Origin of the sequence: Pararoseomonas sp. SCSIO 73927, from assembly GCF_037040815.1 — a bacterium.
In the GTDB taxonomy this organism is placed as follows: domain Bacteria; phylum Pseudomonadota; class Alphaproteobacteria; order Acetobacterales; family Acetobacteraceae; genus Roseomonas.
Window position 1 is genome coordinate 2,349,959 of record NZ_CP146232.1, and the last position, 18,193, is coordinate 2,368,151.

Consider the following 18,193-nt stretch of genomic DNA (forward strand, 5'->3'; position numbering starts at 1 on the left):
GGCAGGTGATCGAGATCGCGGGGGGCGGCTGGCGCGCGGCGCTGCTGCCGGAGCGTGGGGGCGCGGTGGCCGCGCTCTCCTACGAGGGGCAGGACGTGTTGCTGCCGCTGCCGGCGGGTGCGAACCCGAACGAGAGCTGGGCGGGCGCCTTCCTGATGCTGCCCTGGACAAACCGGCTGGACGAGGGGCGGCTGCCCTGGCCGGGCGGGGTGCATCGCTTTCCCTGCAACCGGGCGGCGGAGCGCACGGCGCTGCACGGCTTCGGGCGGGAGCACCCGTGGGAGGTGAGGAGCGCCGCGCCGGACCGCGCGGTGCTGGTGCAGGAGATGGCGGAGGGGCCTTACCACTACGCGGCCCGGCTGGAGGTGGCGGTGGGCGAGGCGTTCTCACTGACGCTGGCGGTGACGAATCTCGGCGTGGACGGGATGCCCTTCGGGACGGGGCTGCACCCGTTCTTCGTGCGGCGGGCGGGCACGCGGATCGGCTTCTCCGCCACGGGCACGCTGGCGCGGGACGACCGCAACCTGCCGGTGGCGGCCGTGCCTTCTTCCGGGCTGGATGGCGGGGAGGAGGCCTTCGCGGGGCTGGACACGCACTACACGGGATGGGCGGGCGAGGCGCGGCTGGATCTCGGCGACGCGCGCTTCGCGCTGCGCGGGGAGGAGGCCTGGGCGGGGAACCTGCAGGTCTTCGCGCCGCACGGGGCGGCGGTGATCTCGGCGGAGCCGGTGAGCCATGTGCCGGACGTGGTGAACCGTCCGGGACTCGCGGCGCTGGGCGACATGCGGCGTCTGCCGCGCGGCGGGATGGTTACGGGGCGCGCGGTGCTGCTGCCGCGGACGTGATGCAACCTGCAACCTTCGTGAATCATGCCGCGTTCGCCCGTGAACCACGGAGGACCGCGAGATGGCCGCACGGGCGAAGCGCACCGACGAGAAGCTCTGGGAGAAGGTGAAGGCCCGCGTCACGAAGGGCAGCAAGGGCGGCGACGCCGGTGAGTGGTCCGCGCGCAAGGCGCAGCTCGCCGTCTCCGAGTACAAGAAGGCCGGCGGCGGCTACGAGGGCGGGAAGAGCGCCGACAACAGCCTGACGCAGTGGACGAAGGAGGACTGGGGAACCAAGTCCGGCAAGAAGAGCGGGGAGACGCATGAGCGCTACCTGCCGCGCAAGGCGCGCGAGGAGCTGAGCGACGCGGAGTACGCCCGGACGACGGCGGCCAAGCGGCGGGACACGGCGAAGGGCAAGCAGTTCTCCAGCCAGCCGAAGGATGTGGCGCGCAAGACGGCGAAGGCGCGCGACACGGGGAAGGACACCACGAAGAAGGCGCCCGCCCGGAAGGCTGCCGCGAAGCCCGCCGCGAAGCGGAGCACGGCCACGACGCGCCGCGCCGCGCCGGCGAAGCCGAGGACGGACGCGGCCGCGAAGCGGAGCACGACGGCGGCCCGCAAGCCGGCGGCCAAGCGCGCCGCGCCCGCGAAGGGTGCCAAGGCGCCGGCGCGCCGCGCGGCGCCGTCCGCGAAGAAGGCGGCCCCCAAGCGGGCCTCGGCCGCGACGAAGGCCCCGGCGAACAGAGGTTCGGCGGCGAAGGCCCCGCCCCGGCGCGCGGCGGCGGCGCGGCAGGGCACGGCGACGCGGCGCGCCGCCTCCAAGGCTCCGAAGGGAGGGAAGAAGGCGTGACCGAGCACCTCGACCGCGAGGCGGTGCTGCGGGAGTTCCGCGCCGCCGTGAACATGACCCCCGCCGCGCTGAAGAAGTGGCTGGGATCGGAGGAGAGCGGCTCCGTCGGGATCACGCCGGAGGGGGAAAGCGAGTCCATCGGGCACGAGAGCGGGCGGCACATCCTGCGCTTGCTGGAGGCTCACAAAGGCGATCCCTCCGACGAGGATGTGGAGCACATGCGAAAGGTGGTGGGCTACGTGCACCGTCACCTGGCGCAGCGGCCGGACGGCGACGTGGAGCACACGCGCTGGCGGTACAGCCTCATGAACTGGGGGCACGACCCGATGAAGAAGCCGGCCGCGCGCCGCGCGGCGGCACCGCGCAAGGCGGCCGGCGCCGCTACGGAGCGCGGGGCGGCGAAGCGGGTCACGAAGCGCGCCGCTGGCACGCCCACGAAGCGCACCTCCGGCACGACCCCCAAGCGCGCCTCCGGCACGAACGGGCAGCGCACCGCCGGAGCGGGCGCGGGGCAGCGCGTGGCGGCCGCCGAGCGCACCACGACCTCGAGCCGGCGCGCCGGCGGCACGGCGGCGAAGCGGACGGGCACGGCCGCCCCGAAGCGCGGCGCCCCGACGCGGGCCGCCACGGCCACCCGCAAGCCCGCCGCGAGCAAGGCGCCGGCCCGCGCCGCCAAGGCGGCCGCGGGCGGCAAGCCCGCGCCCCGGAGCGTGGCCCGCAAGGCGACGGACAAGGCCCGCACCACCACCCGCGCTGCGGCGCGCACGGTGAAAGGCGGCGTCCGCAAGGCCGCCACCGGCGAGGCACCGAAGGTGCGAGGCGCCGCGAAGGATGCGAAGCGCGTGGTCCGCGCGGCGGCGAAGGATGTCAGCGCGCCCGTGCGGCGCGCCCCGGCCAAGGCGGGAGCTTTAAAAACGGCGGCCTCTAAGACGGGTGCCTCAAAGGTGGCGGCCACGAAGCCGGGCGCCTCGAAGCCGGGCACCCGGCGCACCGTCGCCCCGCGCAGGCCGGCGAAGCGCTGAACCGGGGCGGGGCCGGGTTCCGCCCGGCCCCGCCCTGGCGCAGGATGGGCGCATGGGAGAAGCGCTTGTCCTCGGGGCCGGGATCATGGGCCTCCACCTCGGGCGGGTGGCGCCGTGATGTCGCCGGCTGAGCAGCTCGCCCTGGCGCTGAACCGGCTGCACGGGTTGCCACAGCTCTCGGGGCGGCTCGGGGCGCCTCTGGCGGAGGCGGACCTGGTCGCGATCCTGGAGGAGGCCTCGCGCTTCGCGGAGGAGCGGATCGCGCCCGGGCGGCGGGACGCGGACCGGGCGGGCTGCGTGCTGGAGAACGGCGTGGTGCGCACGCCGCCGCACTATGCCGGGCTGCTGCGGGAGTGGCAGGCGGCGGGGTGGCAGGGGGTGGCGGCGCCCGCTGAGCACGGTGGGCAGGGGCTGCCGCACGCGGTCTGGGCGGCGGTGTTCGAGCTGGTCTCCTCCGCCGACATGGCCTTCGGGCTGATGCCGATGCTGACGGCGGGCGCGGTGGAACTGCTGGCGCATCAAGCCTCGGCGGATCAGGCGGCGCGGTTCCTGCCGCCACTGGTCTCGGCCGAGTGGAACGGGACGATGGGGCTGACGGAGCCGCAGGCGGGGAGCGACCTCTCCGCCGTGCGGGCGCGGGCGGTCCCCGACGGGGCGGGCGGGTATTGCGTCACCGGGGCGAAGATCTTCATCACCTGGGGCGAGAACAGCATCGCCGCGAACACCCTGCACCTCGTGCTGGCGCGGCTGCCGGACGCGCCGGCAGGGTCGCGCGGCATTTCCCTGTTCGCCGTGCCGAAGCTGCTGCCGGGCGGGCGGCGGAACGGGGTGCGGTGCGGCGGGATCGAGAGGAAGGCGGGGATCCACGCCTCCCCGACCTGCACCATGATCTTCGAGGAGGCGGAAGGGGAGCTGGTGGGGGAGCCCCACCGGGGGCTGCCCGCCATGTTCGCCATGATGAATGCCGCCCGGCTGGCGGTGGGGGTAGAGGGGGTGGGGCAGTGCGCCCGCGCCACCGCCCTGGCCGAGGCTTACGCCGCCGGGCGGGAGCAGGGCGGACGGGCGATCGCGGGACATCCGGACGTGGCGCGGATGCTGGCGGAAATGCGGGCGGTGACGGCGGCGGCACGGCTGATCGCGCTGGACTGCGCCGTCTCCCTGGACCGGGCGCGGGTGGGGGAGCCGGGGGCGGAGGCGCGGCTGGCGCTGCTGACGCCGGTCTGCAAGGCCTGGTGCACGGATCGGGCGGTGGAGGTGGCCTCGCTCGGCATCCAGGTGCATGGCGGCGCGGGCTACGTGGAGGAGACGGGGGCGGCGCAGATCTGGCGCGACGCCCGGATCGCGCCGATCTACGAGGGAACGAACGGGATCCAGGCCATGGACCTCGTCGCCCGCAAGCTGCCGCGCGGCATGGAGGCCTTCCGCGCCATGGCGGCGGAGGCGGGGGCGGCGGACCCGGCCCTGCGGGGGCCGGCGGAGGCGCTGGCGGAGGCGGCCGGACGGCTGGCCTCGGCCCCGGCGGAGGTGGCGGGGGCAGGGGCGGCGCCCTTCCTGGATGCCGCCGGCTGGGTGCTGGGCGGGGCCTGGCTGGCCCGCGCGGCGGCGGTGGAGCCGGGGCTGGCAGGGGAGGCGGGCTTCTTCCTGCGGCGGCTGCTGCCCCGGGCCCGGGCGCGGCTGGAGGAGGCGCTGGCGCCGGCCTGATCCGCCACGGGTGCGCTTCCCGCGGCAGCGCCGCGGCCCCTTGCTGCCGCGCCGCGGCCCATCACGGCTGCGCCACTCGGGACCTAAAGCGCGGCGGGCATCTTGCGCCTTTGTCATCCGCCCAAACATCCTGGCATCCCTTGCCGCCCCTCCCACTGGTACCGGAGACCGCGTGAACGCCCTCAGCCGACCTGCCCTGCGCCCCGAACGGCCGCACGCCGTCATCATCGGCGCCGGGCCGGGCGGACTCGCCTCCGCCATGCTGCTGGCCTCCCGCGGGCTGAAGGTGACGGTGCTGGAGAAGGACCGGGTGGTCGGCGGGCGGAGCCGTACGATCGAGACGGAGCAGGGCTACCGCTTCGACCTCGGGCCGACCTTCTTCCTCTATCCCCGGATCCTGTCGGAGGTTTTCGCGGAGTGCGGGGCGCGGCTGGAGGACGAGGTAGAGATGATCCGCCTGGACCCGCAGTACCGCCTGATCTTCGAGGGGGCGGGCGGCAGCAGCGTGACGCTGGACGCCACGCCCGACCTCGCCCGCATGGAGGCGGAGGTCGCGAAGATCCACCCGCGCGACGCCGCGGGGGTGCGCCCCTTCCTGGAGGAGAACCGGCGCAAGCTGGCCGCCTTCCGCCCGGTGCTGGAGCGGGCCTTCACCCGGGCGGCGGACGTGATGGGGGCGGACATGCTGCGGGCGCTGCCGCTGCTGCGGCCCGGGCGTTCGGTGGATGCGGACCTGCGCCGGCACTTCCGGGACCCGCGCACGCGGCTCGCCTTCTCCTTCCAGACGAAGTACCTGGGGATGAGCCCGTTCCGCTGCCCCAGCCTTTTCACCATCCTCTCCTTCCTCGAGTACGAGCACGGGGTGTTCCACCCGCGGGGCGGCTGCGGCACCGTGGCCTCGGCCATGGCGCGGGTGGCGGCGGATCTCGGGGTGGAGTTCCGGTTCAACACGCCGGTGGACCGCATTGCCTTCGAGGGGAACCGCGCGACGGGGGTGGAGGCGGGCGGCGCCTTCATCCCGGCGGATTCGGTGGTGATGAACGCGGATTTTGCGCACGCCATGCCGCGGCTGGTGCCGGACGCGATCCGGCGAAAGTGGTCCGACCGGAAGATCGGCAAGGCGCGCTACTCCTGCTCCACCTTCATGCTCTACCTCGGCGTGGAGGGCACCTTCCCGGAGCTGGCGCACCACTCCATCCTGCTCTCCGAGGACTACCAGCGGAACATCCAGGAGATCGAGGACGGGACGGTGCCGGACGTGCCCTCCCTCTACCTCCACAACCCCGTGGCGACGGACCCGACCATGGCGCCGGCGGGGCATTCCAGCCTCTACCTGCTGGTGCCCGTGCCGAACCTGACCCACGGGCACGAGTGGACGGAGGCGGACACCCGCCGCTACCGCGCGCTGGCGCTGGACCGGCTGCGGGCCCTGGGGATCTCGGACATCGAAGCCCGCATCCGCTACGAGAGGTGCGTGACGCCGCGCGACTGGCGGGACGAGTTTGCCGTGGGTTATGGCGCCACCTTCAACCTGGCGCATGATCTCCGGCAGATGCTGATGTTCCGCCCGGGGAACCGCTTCGGCGACACGCAGGGGCTCTACCTGGTGGGGGGCGGCACCCATCCCGGCTCCGGCCTGCCCGTGATCTACGAGGGCGCGCGGATCAGCGCGAACCTGCTGCTGCGCGATCTCGGCCGCGCGCCCGTTTCCACGAGGATCTAAGCATGGCCAAGGTTGCCATCATCGGCGGCGGCCTCGGCGGCCTCGCCGCCGCCTGCGTCGCCCAGGCGCGCGGGCATCAGGTGACGCTGTTCGACAAGAACGAGTGGCTGGGCGGCAAGGCGGCGGTGCTGAACCTCGACGCGCCCTCGGAGCCGGGCGGGCGCAACGGCGGGTCCTTCCGCTTCGACATGGGGCCGACGATCCTGACCGTGCCGCGCGTGCTGCGCCGCATCTTCGCGGAAGCGGGCCGTGAGCAGGCGCGCGACCTGCCGCTGATCCGGCTGGACCCGCAGTGGCGCTGCTTCTTCGAGGACGGCACGCGGATCGACCTGCGCGAGAACGTGGAGGAGATGGCGAAGGACATGGATTCCTTCGCGCCAGGGAATGGCGCGGGCTACCGCGAATTCCAGCGCATGTCGGAGAACCTGCACCGCATCTCCGAGGGCTTCTTCTTCTGGAAGCCGGTGGAGGACATCGCCGACACGATCGACTTCAAGGCCAACATGCGCGCCGACACGCTGAAGGACGTGATGGCCCTCGGCATGGGCAAGCGGGTGGCGAAGGTGATCCGCGGGCACGTGCCGGATGCGCGGCTGGCGCAGATGCTGGACCATTACTGCCAGTATGTCGGCTCCTCGCCCTATCTGGCGCCGGCGGTGCTGTGCAGCATCGGCGACATGCAGGCGAGCGAGGGGATCTGGTACCCCGTGGGCGGCACGCGCGCGGTGGCGGAAGGGCTGATGAAGCTCGCCGAGAGCCTCGGTGCGGAGCTGCGCCCGAGCACGGAGGTCACGGGGCTGGACCTGCGCGACAACGGCACGCGCGTGGCCGGCGTGGTGGCGAAGGGGCAGACCATTCCCTTCGACGCGGTGATCTCCAACATGGACGCGCTGCGGACCTACAAGGAGCTCGTCGGCGGAAAGACGGGCCGGAAGTACGAGAGGAAGGGGTTCGAGCCGGCCTGCTCCGGCGTGGTGCTCTACCTCGGCCTGAACAAGCGGTACGACCACCTGGCGCACCACGATTTCGTCTTCTCCCGCGACGCGGAGGAGGAGTTCGACGCGATCTACAAGAAGGGGATCCCGGCGCCCGATCCCACCGCCTACCTCGCCGCGCCCTCCTCCACCGATCCCTCCGTGGCGCCGGATGGGGGGGAGGCGCTGTATGTGCTGGTGCACACGCCGCATCTCCGCCCCGGCCAGGACTGGTCGAAGATGTTCCCGGCCTACCGACAGACCATCCTCGACAAGCTGAAGCGCACGGCGGGGATGGAGGACATCGAGGAGCGGATCGTGGTGGAGAGCGCGCTGACGCCGCAGGACATCCACGACCGCTACAAGGTGCTGGACGGCGCCATCTACGGCCTTGCCTCCCACGGGGCCTGGACGGGGGCGTTCAAGCCGGGGAACCGCTCGAAGGCCGTGAAGGGGCTCTACCTCGCGGGCGGCGCGGCGCATCCCGGGCCGGGGATGCCGATGGTGATGATGTCCGGCTGGATCGCGGCGGACGCGATGGACGGGGACATGGGCGGGCGCGGCATGTCGGCGGCGGCGGAGCGCGCGGGCATGCGGGACGCGCTGCTGGCCCAGGCCGCCGAGTAAGGACCATGGCGGAGCCGTCCCCCCTCGCGCTGCGGGACGCGCGGCTCTTCGCCTTCTACCACTTCATCTTCCGGCGCTTCTTCCGCCGGCACATGGGCGCGCTGCGGGTGCCGGCCTGGGGGATGCCCCCGGATGCGGGCGAGCGGCCGCTGATCGTGCTGGCGAACCACCCCTCCTGGTGGGACGGGGTGGCCTTCATGCTGCTGCCCGTGCGGCTGTTCAGCGATCGCCAGATCTACATCCCGATGGAGGCGGCGGCGCTGGCCAAGTACCGCTTCATGCGGCGCCTGGGGGTGTTCGGGATCGAGCCGGGGCCGCGCGGGGCGGTGGCCTTCCTGCGCACCGCGAAGGAGGTGCTGGCGGGGCCGCGCGCGATGCTCTGGATGAACGCGCCGGGGCGGTTCCAGGACGTGCGGGAGCGGCCGGTGGCGATCGCGCCAGGGGTGACGCGGCTGCCGGAGATCGCGCCGGAGGCGATCGTGCTGCCCCTGGCGCTGGACTACGTGTTCTGGACGGAGCGGCGGCCGGAGATGCTGGCCGCCTTCGGCGAACCGCTGGAGGCGCGCGAGCTCCTGGCGCTGGACCGCGAGGCGCGGGAGGAGCGGATCCGCGCGGCACTGACCGCAACGATGGATCGGCTGGCCGAGGAGGCGATGACGCGCGATCCCGCGCGCTTCGCCGTGCTGGTCTCCGGCGCGGAGGGGATGGGCGGGATCTACGACCTGTGGCGGCGCGTCTCGGCGCTGGTGCGCGGGCGGCGCTTCGATCCCCGGCATGCGCGCCGGGCGGAACCGGGCTAGAAGGCCGGCGTGGCACCGGGGCAGGGCAGCGGGGTGGGCGGATGATCCTGGAGACGCTCGCTCTCGCGCTGGCCGCCCTGCCGGCCGGCATGGCCGCGGCCAACCTGGCCCTGCAGCCCCGCGCGAAGGCCGGGCCGGCGGCCGGCACCATGGTTTCCGTCCTGATTCCCGCGCGGGACGAGGCGGCGAACATCGGGGCCTGCCTGGACGCGGCGCTGGCGAGCGCGGGTGTGGATGTGGAAGTGCTGGTGATGGATGACGGGTCGCTTGACGCGACGCCGGACATCGTCTCGGCGCGGGCGAAGGCGGATTCGCGCCTGCGATTGCTGCGGGCGCCGCCCCTGCCGCCGGGCTGGACGGGGAAGGTTCACGCCTGCGCCCGGCTGGCGGAGGCGGCGCGGGGGACGCACCTGCTGTTCATCGACGCCGATGTGCGGCTGGCACCGGGGGCGGCGGCGGCCATGGCGGGGCACGCGGCGGCCAGGGGCATCGCCCTCGTCACCGGGGTGCCGCGGCAGGTCATGCGGACCGTTGGGGAAGGGCTGACGGTGCCCGCCATCAACCTCATGATGATGGGCTACCTGCCCGGCGGGGGGCGCGCGGCCACCCGCCATCCCGGCATGGCGGCCGCCTGCGGGCAGCTCATCCTGGTCGAGCGGGGCGCCTACGAGGCGGTGGGCGGGCACGGGGCCTTCCGCACCAAGCTGCATGACGGGCTGCACCTGGCGCGCAACCTCCGCGCGGCGGGGCACCGGACGGAGGTGGTGGACGGGGCGCCGCTGGCGGAGTGCCGGATGTATGGCGGCTTCCGGGAGGCCTGGGGCGGGTTCGTGAAGAACGCGCGGGAGGGCATGGCGACGCCCGTCGGGCTGCCGGTCTGGACTCTCCTGCTGGCGGGAGGGCATCTGCTGCCCTGGCTGCTGCTGCCGGGTTCCCTGGCCGCCGTGGCCCTTATCCTCACCTACATCACCCGCGCCGCCATCACCTGGCGGGGGCAGGAGCCGAGCTGGACCATTCCCCTGCACCCCGCCACCGTCCTTGTCGCCCTTGCCATTCAGTGGACCGCACTCGTCCGATCCGCCCTGGGGCGGCCGGCGGGGTGGAAGGGCCGTGCCTACCAGCCCGCGGATGGGGCATAAGCGACCCGACATGAGCGCCAGCATTGCCGCCGGGCCCGCCACGCGCGGGCCGGATTCCGAGAACTTCCCCGTCGCCTCCCGCCTGCTCTCGCCCGCCGTGCGGGGGAAGGTGCTCGCCTTCTACCGCGTGGTGCGGCTGGCGGACGACATCGGGGACAGCCCCGACCTTCCCGCGGAGGAGAAGCTGCGGCGGCTGGACCTGATCGAGGCGGCGCTGGACGGCGATGCCGCTGCCCTGGCGGAGGTGCCGGAGGCCAGCGCGCTGCGCGCGAGCGGCACGGGGGTGGAGGAGGCGCGGAAGATGCTGACCGCCTTCCGCCGGGACTCCCGCAACGAGCCCTGCGCGGACTGGGACGCGCTGGCGGATTACTGCGCGCACTCCGCCGATCCGGTGGGGCGGTTCCTGCTGCGGATCCATGGGGATGACGACCCGGCGGCGATCCGGGCGGCGGACGCGCTCTGCACCTCGCTGCAGGTGCTGAACCACATCCAGGACATGGGCGTGGACCGGGACACGATCGGGCGGATCTACATCCCGCAATCCTGGATGGCCGAGGTCGGAGGGGTGGAGGCAATGTTCACCCAGCCCGGCCCGCGCCGCGCGGTGCTGGATGCGCTGCTGGACCGTACGGACACGCTGCTGGACGTGGCGGCCGCGCTGCCGCGGCTGCTGAAGAGCCGGCGGCTGGCCTTCCAGTCCGCGACCACGATCGGCTGCGCGCGGCGGCTGCTGGCGAAGCTGCGGGCGGCCGATCCGATGGCCGGGCGGGTGGCGCTCGGGAAGGCGGATTTCCTCGGCGCGCTGATCGCAGCGCCGACCGGCGGGCCGTCGGACGCCGCGCTGGTGCGGGCGCGGGTGATGCGGGCCGGGTCCTCCTTCGCGAAGGGGATGGCGAGCCTGAAGGGGGAGCGTCGGCGGGCGCTCTACGCCGTCTACGCCTTCTGCCGGGCGGTGGACGACATCGCGGACGGGACGACGCCGGAGGCGGAGAAGCGGCAGTTCCTCATGGAGTGGCGGGGCAAGCTGGACGCGCCGGACTGCGCCGTCTCGCGCGAGCTGTTCTGGGCGCGCGAGGCCTTCGACCTGCCGAAATCCGAGTGCGAGGCGATGATCGCGGGGATGGAGACGGACTCCACCGCCCGGCTCCGCATCCCCGACGAGGCGGCGCTGGATCTCTACTGCCGGCGCGTGGCGGGGAGCGTCGGCGCGCTCTCCGTGCGCATCTTCGGCGCGCCGGAGGCGGAGGCCTTCGGGCTGGCGCTCGGGCGCACGCTGCAGCTCGTCAACATCCTCAGGGACATCGACGAGGATGCCACGCGGGACCGGGTCTACATCCCCCTGTCCTGGCTCGGCCCCGACGCGGATGCGGGAACGCTGATCGCCCGGCCCGACCTCTTCGAGGCCTGCGACCGCCTGATGGCCCGCGCGGAGGCCGGCTTCGCCGCCGCCGAGGCCGAGCTTGCCAAGGGCACCAACAGCAAGCCCCTGCGCCCGGCGCGCGTGATGATGTGGGCCTACCACCGCATTCTCCGCCGCCTCGCCGCCCGCGGCTTCCATGCGCCCCGCCTGCGGCCCCGGCTGAGCGCGGGCGAGAAGGCGCGGCTGGCGGCGATGGCACTGGGGTGGTGATGGGGTGGGTCCGTGGTGTTCGGGGGAAAGGCGCTGCCTTCTCCCCGGACCCCCTATCCGGCAGGAACCTGAGGTTCCCGCACCTCCCGCCCGTGAAAGAGATGCCCTTGGTTGGAGGGGCCCCCTTCGGACTCCTCCAACCAAGGGCGTTTAACAGATGGAAGGTCCAGGAAACTCAGTTTCCTGGCGGGTTGGGGCGCGGGGAAGGGCGGCGCCCTTCCCCGAAGTCCACGGGCGCCAACCCATGACCACCCACGTCATCGGTGCCGGCTTGGCTGGCCTGGCCGCCGCGCTGGCCGCGCGGGGGCGGGTGGTGGTGCATGAGGCGGCGCCGCTGGCCGGCGGGCGGGCGCGGGCGCTGGCGGATGGGCTGGACAACGGCACGCACGCGCTGGTGGGGGCGAACCGGGCGGCGCTGGGCTTCCTGCGGGAGATCGGGGCGCGGGACGGCTGGGTGGAGCCGGAGCCGGGCGGGCTGCCGGTGCTGGACATGGTGGATGGGCGGGCACGGCGGGTGGCGCTGTCCCCCCTGGGCTGGTGGCGCCGGGATCGGCGGCCAGATGGGGCCGGGGTGCGGGCGCTGGGCGCGCTGCTCCGGCTGGCGGGGCCGGGGGATGTGGCGGTGGCAGAGGCCATGGCGGGGCATCCGGCCTTCCTGCGGGGGTTCGTGGAGCCGCTGGTGATCGCAGCGCTGAACACGCCGGTGGCGGAGGCATCGTCCCGCAAGCTGGGGGCGGTGCTGCGGCGGGTGGGGGCGCCAGGGGCGGCGCGGCTGCTGGTGGCGCGGCGCGGGCTGGGGCCGGACCTGGTGGAGCCGGCGCTGGCGGCGCTGCGGGCGCGGGGCGTGGAGATCCGGCCGGGGGCGCGGCTGCGTGGCCTGCGGACCGGCGAGGACGAGAGGGTGATCGCCCTGGAGTTCGGGGATGGAACCCTGGCGCTGGGGGATGGGGATACGGTGGTGCTGGCGGTGCCGCCCTGGGAGGCGGCGCGGCTGCTGCCGGGGCTGCCGGTGCCGGTGGCGCACGCGCCGATCCTGAACCTGCATTTCGATCACCGCACGCCCCCTGATGGGAAAGGGGGACCGGTCCGGTTCCTCGGGGTGCTGGGCGGCCTGTGCCAGTGGGTGCTGGTGCGGCCGGACACGGTGGCGGTGACGGTGAGCGCGGCGGATGCGGAGGCGCGGGAGGCGACGGAGGATCTGGCGCCGCGCGCCTGGGCGGAGATCCGGGCGCTGGCGGCCGCCTTCGACCTCCCGGGGGAATGGCCGGACGTGCCGCCGCCCTGCCGCGCGGTGAAGGAGAAGCGGGCCACGCCGCGGCACCGGCCGGGCGATCCGGCCCCGCCGCCGGTGCTGGTGCTGCCGAACCTGGCGCTGGCGGGGGACTGGATGGAGCCGGTGCTGCCGGCGACGATCGACGCCGCGGTGCGGTCCGGGCGGCGAGCGGCGCGGGCGCTGGCGGGCTAGGGCGGGCCGGCGGAGGTGTTCGCCGGGCGCGCGGGGCCGCTCGGGCGGGACGCGCCCTAGGCCGCGGTGCGGAGGGCGGTGCGGACGGCCTCGGCCATCGCCTCGGCGGGCTGGGCGCCGGAGATGATGAGCTGGCGGTCCAGGATGACGGCGGGGACGCCGCCGAGGCCGGTGGCGCGGGCGGCGTCGTCCGCCACTTCCTTCGCCAGCTCGTCGGAGTGCAGCATGGCGGCGGCGCGCCCAGGGGGCAGGCCGGCGGCGTCGCCGATGGCGGCGAGGACCGTTGGGTCGCCGATGTCGCGGCCTTCCGAGAAGTAGGCGGAGAAGAGCGCCTCGGCCACGGCATCGGCCAGGGGGGCGCCACCTTCCAGCGCGGCGAGCCGGATCAGGCGGTGGCTGTCGAGGGAATTGGGGCTGCGCTCGATCCGCTCGAAGTCGAAGGGGATGCCGTCCCTCGCGCCCTCGGCGGCGAGACGGGCATCGAGCTGGCGGCCACGCTCCACGCTGCCGAATTTCCTCACGCGGTACTCGGCGCGCGGCATGCCGCCGGCGGGCATGTCGGGGTTGAGCTGAAAGGGGTGCCACTGGCGGGAGAGGTGCAGGCCTTCACCGGCCAGCATCGCCACGGCGCGGTCCAGCCGGCGCTTGCCGACCCAGCACCAGGGGCAGACCGTGTCCACCACCACCAGCAGAGTCGCCTCGGTTCCGGCCATCGGTGGTTCCCCTCTCGCCCGTTGTTCAGGGAAGCACGCGCGGGATGGCGACACCATCGGTGCGCGCCGTTTCGCAAGATGGGTGGCACGGGAACGTGAAAGAATGATCCGGGCGCGCCGCGCGTTCTGCACCCGTCGTAACACCCGGGTGGAGAGACATGATGCGCAAGGGCTTTCTCCTCGTCGGGCTACTGGCTCTGGGCGGGTGCCTGGAGGATGCGGCGCCGAAGCCCGCAGCGAGAACGGATGGCGGCGCCGCGGCCCGGGTGAGGACCGCCGCCGAGGAGCGCGTGCGCGGCGTGGCGCGAGACGCGAATTCGCTCCGCTTCCGCGCCGTGGAAACCTACCGGCAGGCGATGGCCGACACCTACGCGGTGTGCGGGCAGGCCACGGTGACGGGCGAGGCCGTGTACATCCCCTTCGTCTCCGTGGTGAGCCAGCGCAACGGCGCCATGGAGGTGGAGCAGTTCGTCGGGCGCAGCAACGTGGAGGCGACGCGCGTCTACGTGGAGATGGTCGGGCGCTGCTTCGAGGGCGGCGGGCCGATCCAGCGCGCCGGCGGTACGCTGGTGAGCGCGCCGACGCCGCCCCTGCCCAACGGCCTGCCGCTGCTGGAGCAGGTGCGGCCGGAGGCGCCGCCCGCGCCCGACCTCGTCACCGCCGCCGCGAATGCCGCGCCCGCCAGCGCCGGTTCCGTGGTGATGAAGCAGAACGGCAACCTGCGCGCCTCGCCGGGCGGTGGCGGCGCGGTGCTGCGTGTGGCACGCACGGGCACGGTGATGAACGTGTTCGGCACGGCGCCGGGCGGCTGGTTCCAGGTGGGCGAGACGGAGCCGGAGGGCTGGGTCCATAGCACCGTGGCGGCGCGGCAGGCCTCCGGGTCCTCCGGCGCGCTCGCCTCGGTGCAGTAGAGGCACGTCCAGGGCTGGGGCGCTCCGGCTCGAGCGCTTCCGGCCTGGGGCCGGCAGGCGGTTCCCCCCGGAGGGGCGCAGCCTTACGCCTTCTTGCTCTTCTTCTTCGCCTCAGGCTTGGCCGCCGCGGCCTCCGCCGGGGTGGAGCCGCCGCCATCGGGCGCCGCAAGGGTGGCGGCGGCCGTCTTCGTGGCAGGCTTCGACTTCTTGGCCTTGCCCTTCTCCTCGGTCGCGACCGCGACCTCGGCGGGGGCAGAGCCGCCATCCGGCGCTGCCGGTGTCGGCGACTTGGCCTTCCCGGCCCGCCCCGGCTTCGCGGCGGGCTCGGCCGCGACGGCGGGCGCCTTCGACCCGATCTCCTGCCGGGCCTGGTCCCAGTGCGCCTCGTGCCGTCCCTCGGGCCGGCCGGCATCTTCCCAGATCGCGTAGGCCCGCTCGCGGATGCGCCTGTCGTCGGTCATGATTCTCTCTGCTCGTGGAGAGGTGGTAATCCCATTGTCTCCCGCTGCCACCAACCTGCGGCAAGCAGGCTTCCCGCGCCACCGGACCACTTTTCGTTGAGAGTGGCCGTTGGGCGGCGCTGCCAGGGCACGGCGTTGCCGCCCGGTGCCCGCACAGAGAAGGGCAGGCAAGGCATTAACTTCGTGTTCACGTATCGTTCCCTTCTGGGCTATCCTTCGCCCATGCCCGAGTCCCGCTCCGCCTCGCCCGATCTCGACGTGCTGGCCGCCCGCCGCGCGGCCCGGCTGTTCCGCGCCGCCGTCGCGCGCGGCGTGCCGGAGGGGGCGGCCTGGGCCGACGCGGTGGAGGTGTTCCGCGTCTATCACCCGGCCTGGCCGCTGCCGCTGGTGGAGCGCGAGGCCGCGCGGGTCGTGGCCGCGCTGATCGAGCGCGAGGACGTGGACGTGATCGCCCGGGCGAGCGCCGCGGCGGTGCGGGGCGTGCCCCCGCTGCGGCTGCTGCAGGACCTGGCCCGGCCGGCCGTGCCGAAGGGCGGGGAGGCGGAGGCGCCGGCGCTGGAGGCGCGGGATGCCTGGCGCGCCTATGCGGGGCTGCTGAACCCGCCGGGGCTGCCGCGGATGGCCGGCTACGGGGCAGGGGCGGGCTGAGGCCGCGCGCGAAGCGGCCGGGCGGTTCACCTTCCGTCAGCCCGGCGGGGCGTATCGGGGAAGGGTGCCTCGCCTCTTCATCCTCCCGCTGACTCTCCTCTTGGCCGTGCCTTGCGCCAGGGGTGACGAGCTGCCGGATGAGGCAGGGGGTGGGACTGGCCCCATCTGCGGGCCGGCGCGGGAGGGTGTGACGACTTGCCTGGCGGGCAAGGCCTGTCTCTGCCGGTTCGAGCGGGGCGGCAGCGTCGCGGGGCGGCGCGACCGCTTCGCCTGGGATTGCGGCGCGCTACGACCGGGCTGCGGCGCGGCGCCCGCCGAGCTCCCGCCCTCGTCAGGGAACGAGGGCTTGTCCGTCTTCCCGCAGGTCACGCTTCCCGCGCCGGGCATGGAGGGGGCGGGCACGGGCGGGATGGGGCGGAGGCAGTGGCGCTAGGCCTCGGGCCGGCAGCCGCGGCGCCTTCCCTGCCGCGGGATGCTGGTCCCCCCTGCCGGATTCGAACCGGCACACCCGATGGGTGAGCGATTTTAAGTCGCCTGCGTCTACCGTTCCGCCAAGGGGGGAGGGCGGCGCAGCATAGCGCTTCCCGTCCGCGCGTCATCCGGGTGCGCCAAGGCGCGCGCCACGGGAGGGGGCAGGGCGGCGACCGCATCCACCACCATCCGCTCGGTCAGGATCTGGGGGAGCACCACCGGGGCGCCGCCTCCCGGCGGGTAGAGGAGGTAGAGGGGCACGCCCTCCCGCCCCTGTTCCCGCAGGAGGGCGGTGATAGCGGGGTCGCCGCGGCTCCAGTCGCCGGTGAGGGCGGCGACCCCGGCGCGGGCGAAGGCGGCGCGGGTGGCCTCGGTTTCCAGCGCCACGCGCTCGTTCACCCGGCAGGTGATGCACCAAGCGGCGGTGAGGTTCACGAAGACCGGGCGTCCCTCCGCCCGCAGCGCCGCGAGGCGGGCGCCCGACCAGGGCTCGCCGGATGCCTCCGCGCGCGGGGTGGGGGCGGCGCCGGAGAGGGCGGGCAGGGTGGCGAGGGCGGCGGCGAGGGCGAGCCCGGCGGCGCCGCGGCCGATCCAGCGCGCGCGGCCGGCCGGGGCGGCGCCGAGGGCCCAGGCGGCGAAGCCCACGAGCACGGCGCCGGCGAGGACCCAGCCCAATCCTTCGGGACCGGCCTGCACGGAGACGACCCAGGCGAGCCAGGCGGCGGCCCCGTACATGGGAAAGGCGAGGGCTTGGCGCAGGCGCTCCATCCAGGCACCGGGGCGGGGGAGGAGGCGGGCCAGGCCCACGGCAAGGTTGGGGGAGAGGGCGATGAGGAGTTGCGGTGCGCCCATGCCGAGGCCGAGCGCGGCGAAGACGGCCAGGGCGGCGGCGGGCGGCATGGCGAGGGCGGCGCCGAGGGCGGCGGCCATGAAGGGGGCGGTGCAGGGGGTGGCGACGGCCACCGCCAGCAGCCCCGTGGCGAAGCTGCCGCGCCCGCCGGAGAGGGCGGGGCCGGCGACGGAGAAGACGCCGGAGAGGTTCAGCCCCACCGCGAGCATGAGCCAAGCCATGGCGGCCACGAAGGCGGGGGCGGTGAACTGGAAGCCCCAGCCGGCCGCGATCCCCCCCGCGCGCAGCCCGACCAGGGCGGCGCCGAGAAGGAGGAAAGCGAGCAGGACCCCGGCGGCGTAGGCCAGGGATTCCGCGCGCAGGGCGGCGCGGCCCGCGCCGGCGTGGCGGGCCAGGGACACCGCCTTCATCGCCAGGATCGGGAAGACGCAGGGCATGAGGTTCAGGATCAGGCCGCCCAGCGCGGCGAGGAGCGCGGCCTGCCACAGCGGCAGGCCGCCCCTCTCTTGGTCCAGGGCGGCGGGCATCGGGCCGGGCGCGACGGAGAGGGTATAGGCGCTGCGCACGCCGGCGGCGTCGGTGATGGCGACCACGCCGGAGAGGCGGTCCGGCAGCGGCGCCCGGTCACGGGCGAGGGAGAGGGTGAGGGTGCCGTCCCGGAGAGAGAGGGGCTGGGGCGCGGCACTCTCGATGACGCCTGACGCCTCGGGGAAGAAGAAGGCCTCCCTCACGGCGCCGGGGGCGAGACCGGGGCCGACGATCTCCAGGGCGCCGCGCGTCCCCTCGAAGCCGGCGCGGGCAGCGAAGGGCAGGGGGCGGGGCAGGGCGGCCTCGGCGGCGCGGAAGAGGGGGGCGGCGTCCGGATCGGGGCGCGGGGCGGCCTCGACCGGCAGGTCCAGGCGGAAATCACCCTCCTCGGGGATGCAGATCTCGGCGCAGACGAGCCAGCGGGCGGTGCCCTCGATCGTGTAGAGGCGGCCGGGCTGAAGTTCCGCGGGCGGGGTAAGAGTGAGGGGGAAGAGGGCCTCGCCGGTATAGCCGAAGCTCACCAGGGGGCCGGTCGGGATGCGGGCGGGGACGGGCAGGGCCAGGGGGCCGGGGGTGCCGCCATCGGGCAGGGTGAGCTCGAGGGAGGGGGCCTCCCCGGCATCGCCGGGGTTGGTCCAGTAGCTGTGCCAGCCGGGGGCCAGGACCATCCGCAGGGCGAGGCGGAAGGGCTGGCCCGGGGCGACGGCCGCGTTCTCCGCCGCGAGCGTTACGCGGGCGCGGGGGGATTCCACCGCGCCGCTCTCCACCGCCCGCGCGGCAGCGGGGGCGAGGAGGACCGCCAGCAGGAGGAGGAAGGCGCGCATGGGCCGGGGATAGGCCCGATGCGCGCCCG

General features: G+C 74.6%; 16 protein-coding genes and 1 tRNA gene. 13 read left to right on the forward strand and 4 right to left on the reverse strand.

All coding sequences use genetic code 11. The annotated features are described in order from the left end of the window. Positions 1 to 5: 5 nt before the first annotated feature. The 10 genes from VQH23_RS11110 (at position 6) to VQH23_RS11155 (ending at position 12,758) form a co-directional block, all read left to right on the forward strand. Positions 6 to 845 (forward strand): aldose epimerase, encoded by an 840-nt coding sequence (locus tag VQH23_RS11110; protein WP_338665705.1) that lies wholly within the window; start codon positions 6 to 8, stop codon positions 843 to 845. A 61-nt stretch (positions 846 to 906) separates the two neighbouring features. Further along, positions 907 to 1,677 carry a hypothetical protein gene (locus VQH23_RS11115; protein WP_338665706.1) on the forward strand — a complete coding sequence of 257 codons (771 nt, stop codon included), beginning with the start codon at positions 907 to 909 and terminating at the stop codon, positions 1,675 to 1,677. Then, positions 1,674 to 2,699, forward strand: a complete 1,026-nt coding sequence (locus tag VQH23_RS11120) for a DUF3140 domain-containing protein (protein ID WP_338665707.1) — start codon at positions 1,674 to 1,676, stop codon at positions 2,697 to 2,699. Before VQH23_RS11115 ends, VQH23_RS11120 begins: the two co-directional genes overlap by 4 nt. 117 nt (positions 2,700 to 2,816) lie before the next feature. Further along, a complete protein-coding gene (locus tag VQH23_RS11125; RefSeq protein WP_338665708.1) occupies positions 2,817 to 4,400 on the forward strand; it encodes an acyl-CoA dehydrogenase family protein in 1,584 nt (527 codons plus the stop codon). A 172-nt stretch (positions 4,401 to 4,572) separates the two neighbouring features. Further along, positions 4,573 to 6,123 (forward strand): phytoene desaturase family protein, encoded by a 1,551-nt coding sequence (gene crtI / locus VQH23_RS11130; RefSeq protein WP_338665709.1) that lies wholly within the window; start codon positions 4,573 to 4,575, stop codon positions 6,121 to 6,123. Positions 6,124 to 6,125: 2 nt separating this feature from the next. Further along, positions 6,126 to 7,724, forward strand: a complete 1,599-nt coding sequence (locus tag VQH23_RS11135) for a phytoene desaturase family protein (RefSeq protein WP_338665710.1) — start codon at positions 6,126 to 6,128, stop codon at positions 7,722 to 7,724. Between the two features lie 5 nt (positions 7,725 to 7,729). Beyond that, positions 7,730 to 8,524 carry a lysophospholipid acyltransferase family protein gene (locus VQH23_RS11140; RefSeq protein ID WP_338665711.1) on the forward strand — a complete coding sequence of 265 codons (795 nt, stop codon included), beginning with the start codon at positions 7,730 to 7,732 and terminating at the stop codon, positions 8,522 to 8,524. Positions 8,525 to 8,565: 41 nt separating this feature from the next. Further along, complete coding sequence (locus VQH23_RS11145) at positions 8,566 to 9,663, forward strand: glycosyltransferase (protein WP_338665712.1); 1,098 nt, start codon at positions 8,566 to 8,568, stop codon at positions 9,661 to 9,663. Positions 9,664 to 9,673: 10 nt separating this feature from the next. Next, positions 9,674 to 11,293 (forward strand): squalene/phytoene synthase family protein, encoded by a 1,620-nt coding sequence (locus VQH23_RS11150; protein WP_338665713.1) that lies wholly within the window; start codon positions 9,674 to 9,676, stop codon positions 11,291 to 11,293. A gap of 244 nt (positions 11,294 to 11,537) precedes the next feature. Next, positions 11,538 to 12,758 (forward strand): FAD-dependent oxidoreductase, encoded by a 1,221-nt coding sequence (locus VQH23_RS11155; RefSeq protein ID WP_338665714.1) that lies wholly within the window; start codon positions 11,538 to 11,540, stop codon positions 12,756 to 12,758. Positions 12,759 to 12,814: 56 nt separating this feature from the next. Here the strand turns inward: VQH23_RS11155 and VQH23_RS11160 are convergent, their stop codons facing one another. Further along, entirely contained in the window at positions 12,815 to 13,471 is a 657-nt protein-coding gene (locus VQH23_RS11160) for a DsbA family oxidoreductase (protein WP_338665715.1), read from the reverse strand. Positions 13,472 to 13,629: 158 nt separating this feature from the next. Between VQH23_RS11160 and VQH23_RS11165 the strand changes: the two genes are divergently transcribed. Further along, positions 13,630 to 14,382 carry an SH3 domain-containing protein gene (locus VQH23_RS11165; protein WP_338665716.1) on the forward strand — a complete coding sequence of 251 codons (753 nt, stop codon included), beginning with the start codon at positions 13,630 to 13,632 and terminating at the stop codon, positions 14,380 to 14,382. An 83-nt stretch (positions 14,383 to 14,465) separates the two neighbouring features. Here the strand turns inward: VQH23_RS11165 and VQH23_RS11170 are convergent, their stop codons facing one another. Continuing rightward, the gene (locus VQH23_RS11170; RefSeq protein WP_338665717.1) at positions 14,466 to 14,843 is read right to left on the reverse strand and encodes a DUF2934 domain-containing protein; all 378 of its coding nucleotides are present in this window, start codon (positions 14,841 to 14,843) and stop codon (positions 14,466 to 14,468) included. Between the two features lie 222 nt (positions 14,844 to 15,065). Here VQH23_RS11170 and VQH23_RS11175 point away from each other — a divergent pair, with 222 nt between their 5' ends. Together VQH23_RS11175 and VQH23_RS11180 are read left to right on the forward strand one after the other, a co-directional pair. Beyond that, positions 15,066 to 15,491, forward strand: coding sequence for a hypothetical protein (locus tag VQH23_RS11175; RefSeq protein WP_338665718.1), 426 nt, complete (start codon positions 15,066 to 15,068; stop codon positions 15,489 to 15,491). Between the two features lie 187 nt (positions 15,492 to 15,678). Beyond that, positions 15,679 to 15,924: a hypothetical protein gene (locus VQH23_RS11180; RefSeq protein ID WP_338665719.1), complete on the forward strand. Its 246-nt coding sequence runs from the start codon at positions 15,679 to 15,681 to the stop codon at positions 15,922 to 15,924. Positions 15,925 to 15,967: 43 nt separating this feature from the next. Here VQH23_RS11180 and VQH23_RS11185 read toward each other — a convergent pair. Beyond that, positions 15,968 to 16,052, reverse strand: a tRNA-Leu gene (locus VQH23_RS11185). Continuing rightward, positions 16,032 to 18,164, reverse strand: coding sequence for a protein-disulfide reductase DsbD domain-containing protein (locus VQH23_RS11190; RefSeq protein ID WP_338665720.1), 2,133 nt, complete (start codon positions 18,162 to 18,164; stop codon positions 16,032 to 16,034). Before VQH23_RS11190 ends, VQH23_RS11185 begins: the two co-directional genes overlap by 21 nt. Positions 18,165 to 18,193: the final 29 nt, after the last annotated feature.

Excerpts from the sequence above, each read along its gene's own strand:
- VQH23_RS11115 (WP_338665706.1), top strand. The coding sequence starts at position 907 with ATGGCCGCACGGGCGAAGCGCACCGACGAGAAGCTCTGGGAGAAGGTG.
- VQH23_RS11125 (WP_338665708.1), top strand. The coding sequence starts at position 2,817 with ATGTCGCCGGCTGAGCAGCTCGCCCTGGCGCTGAACCGGCTGCACGGG.
- VQH23_RS11135 (WP_338665710.1), top strand. The coding sequence starts at position 6,126 with ATGGCCAAGGTTGCCATCATCGGCGGCGGCCTCGGCGGCCTCGCCGCC.
- VQH23_RS11140 (WP_338665711.1), top strand. The coding sequence starts at position 7,730 with ATGGCGGAGCCGTCCCCCCTCGCGCTGCGGGACGCGCGGCTCTTCGCC.
- VQH23_RS11145 (WP_338665712.1), top strand. The coding sequence starts at position 8,566 with ATGATCCTGGAGACGCTCGCTCTCGCGCTGGCCGCCCTGCCGGCCGGC.
- VQH23_RS11150 (WP_338665713.1), top strand. The coding sequence starts at position 9,674 with ATGAGCGCCAGCATTGCCGCCGGGCCCGCCACGCGCGGGCCGGATTCC.
- VQH23_RS11155 (WP_338665714.1), top strand. The coding sequence starts at position 11,538 with ATGACCACCCACGTCATCGGTGCCGGCTTGGCTGGCCTGGCCGCCGCG.
- VQH23_RS11160 (WP_338665715.1), bottom strand. The coding sequence starts at position 13,471 with ATGGCCGGAACCGAGGCGACTCTGCTGGTGGTGGTGGACACGGTCTGC.
- VQH23_RS11165 (WP_338665716.1), top strand. The coding sequence starts at position 13,630 with ATGATGCGCAAGGGCTTTCTCCTCGTCGGGCTACTGGCTCTGGGCGGG.
- VQH23_RS11170 (WP_338665717.1), bottom strand. The coding sequence starts at position 14,843 with ATGACCGACGACAGGCGCATCCGCGAGCGGGCCTACGCGATCTGGGAA.
- VQH23_RS11175 (WP_338665718.1), top strand. The coding sequence starts at position 15,066 with ATGCCCGAGTCCCGCTCCGCCTCGCCCGATCTCGACGTGCTGGCCGCC.
- VQH23_RS11190 (WP_338665720.1), bottom strand. The coding sequence starts at position 18,164 with ATGCGCGCCTTCCTCCTCCTGCTGGCGGTCCTCCTCGCCCCCGCTGCC.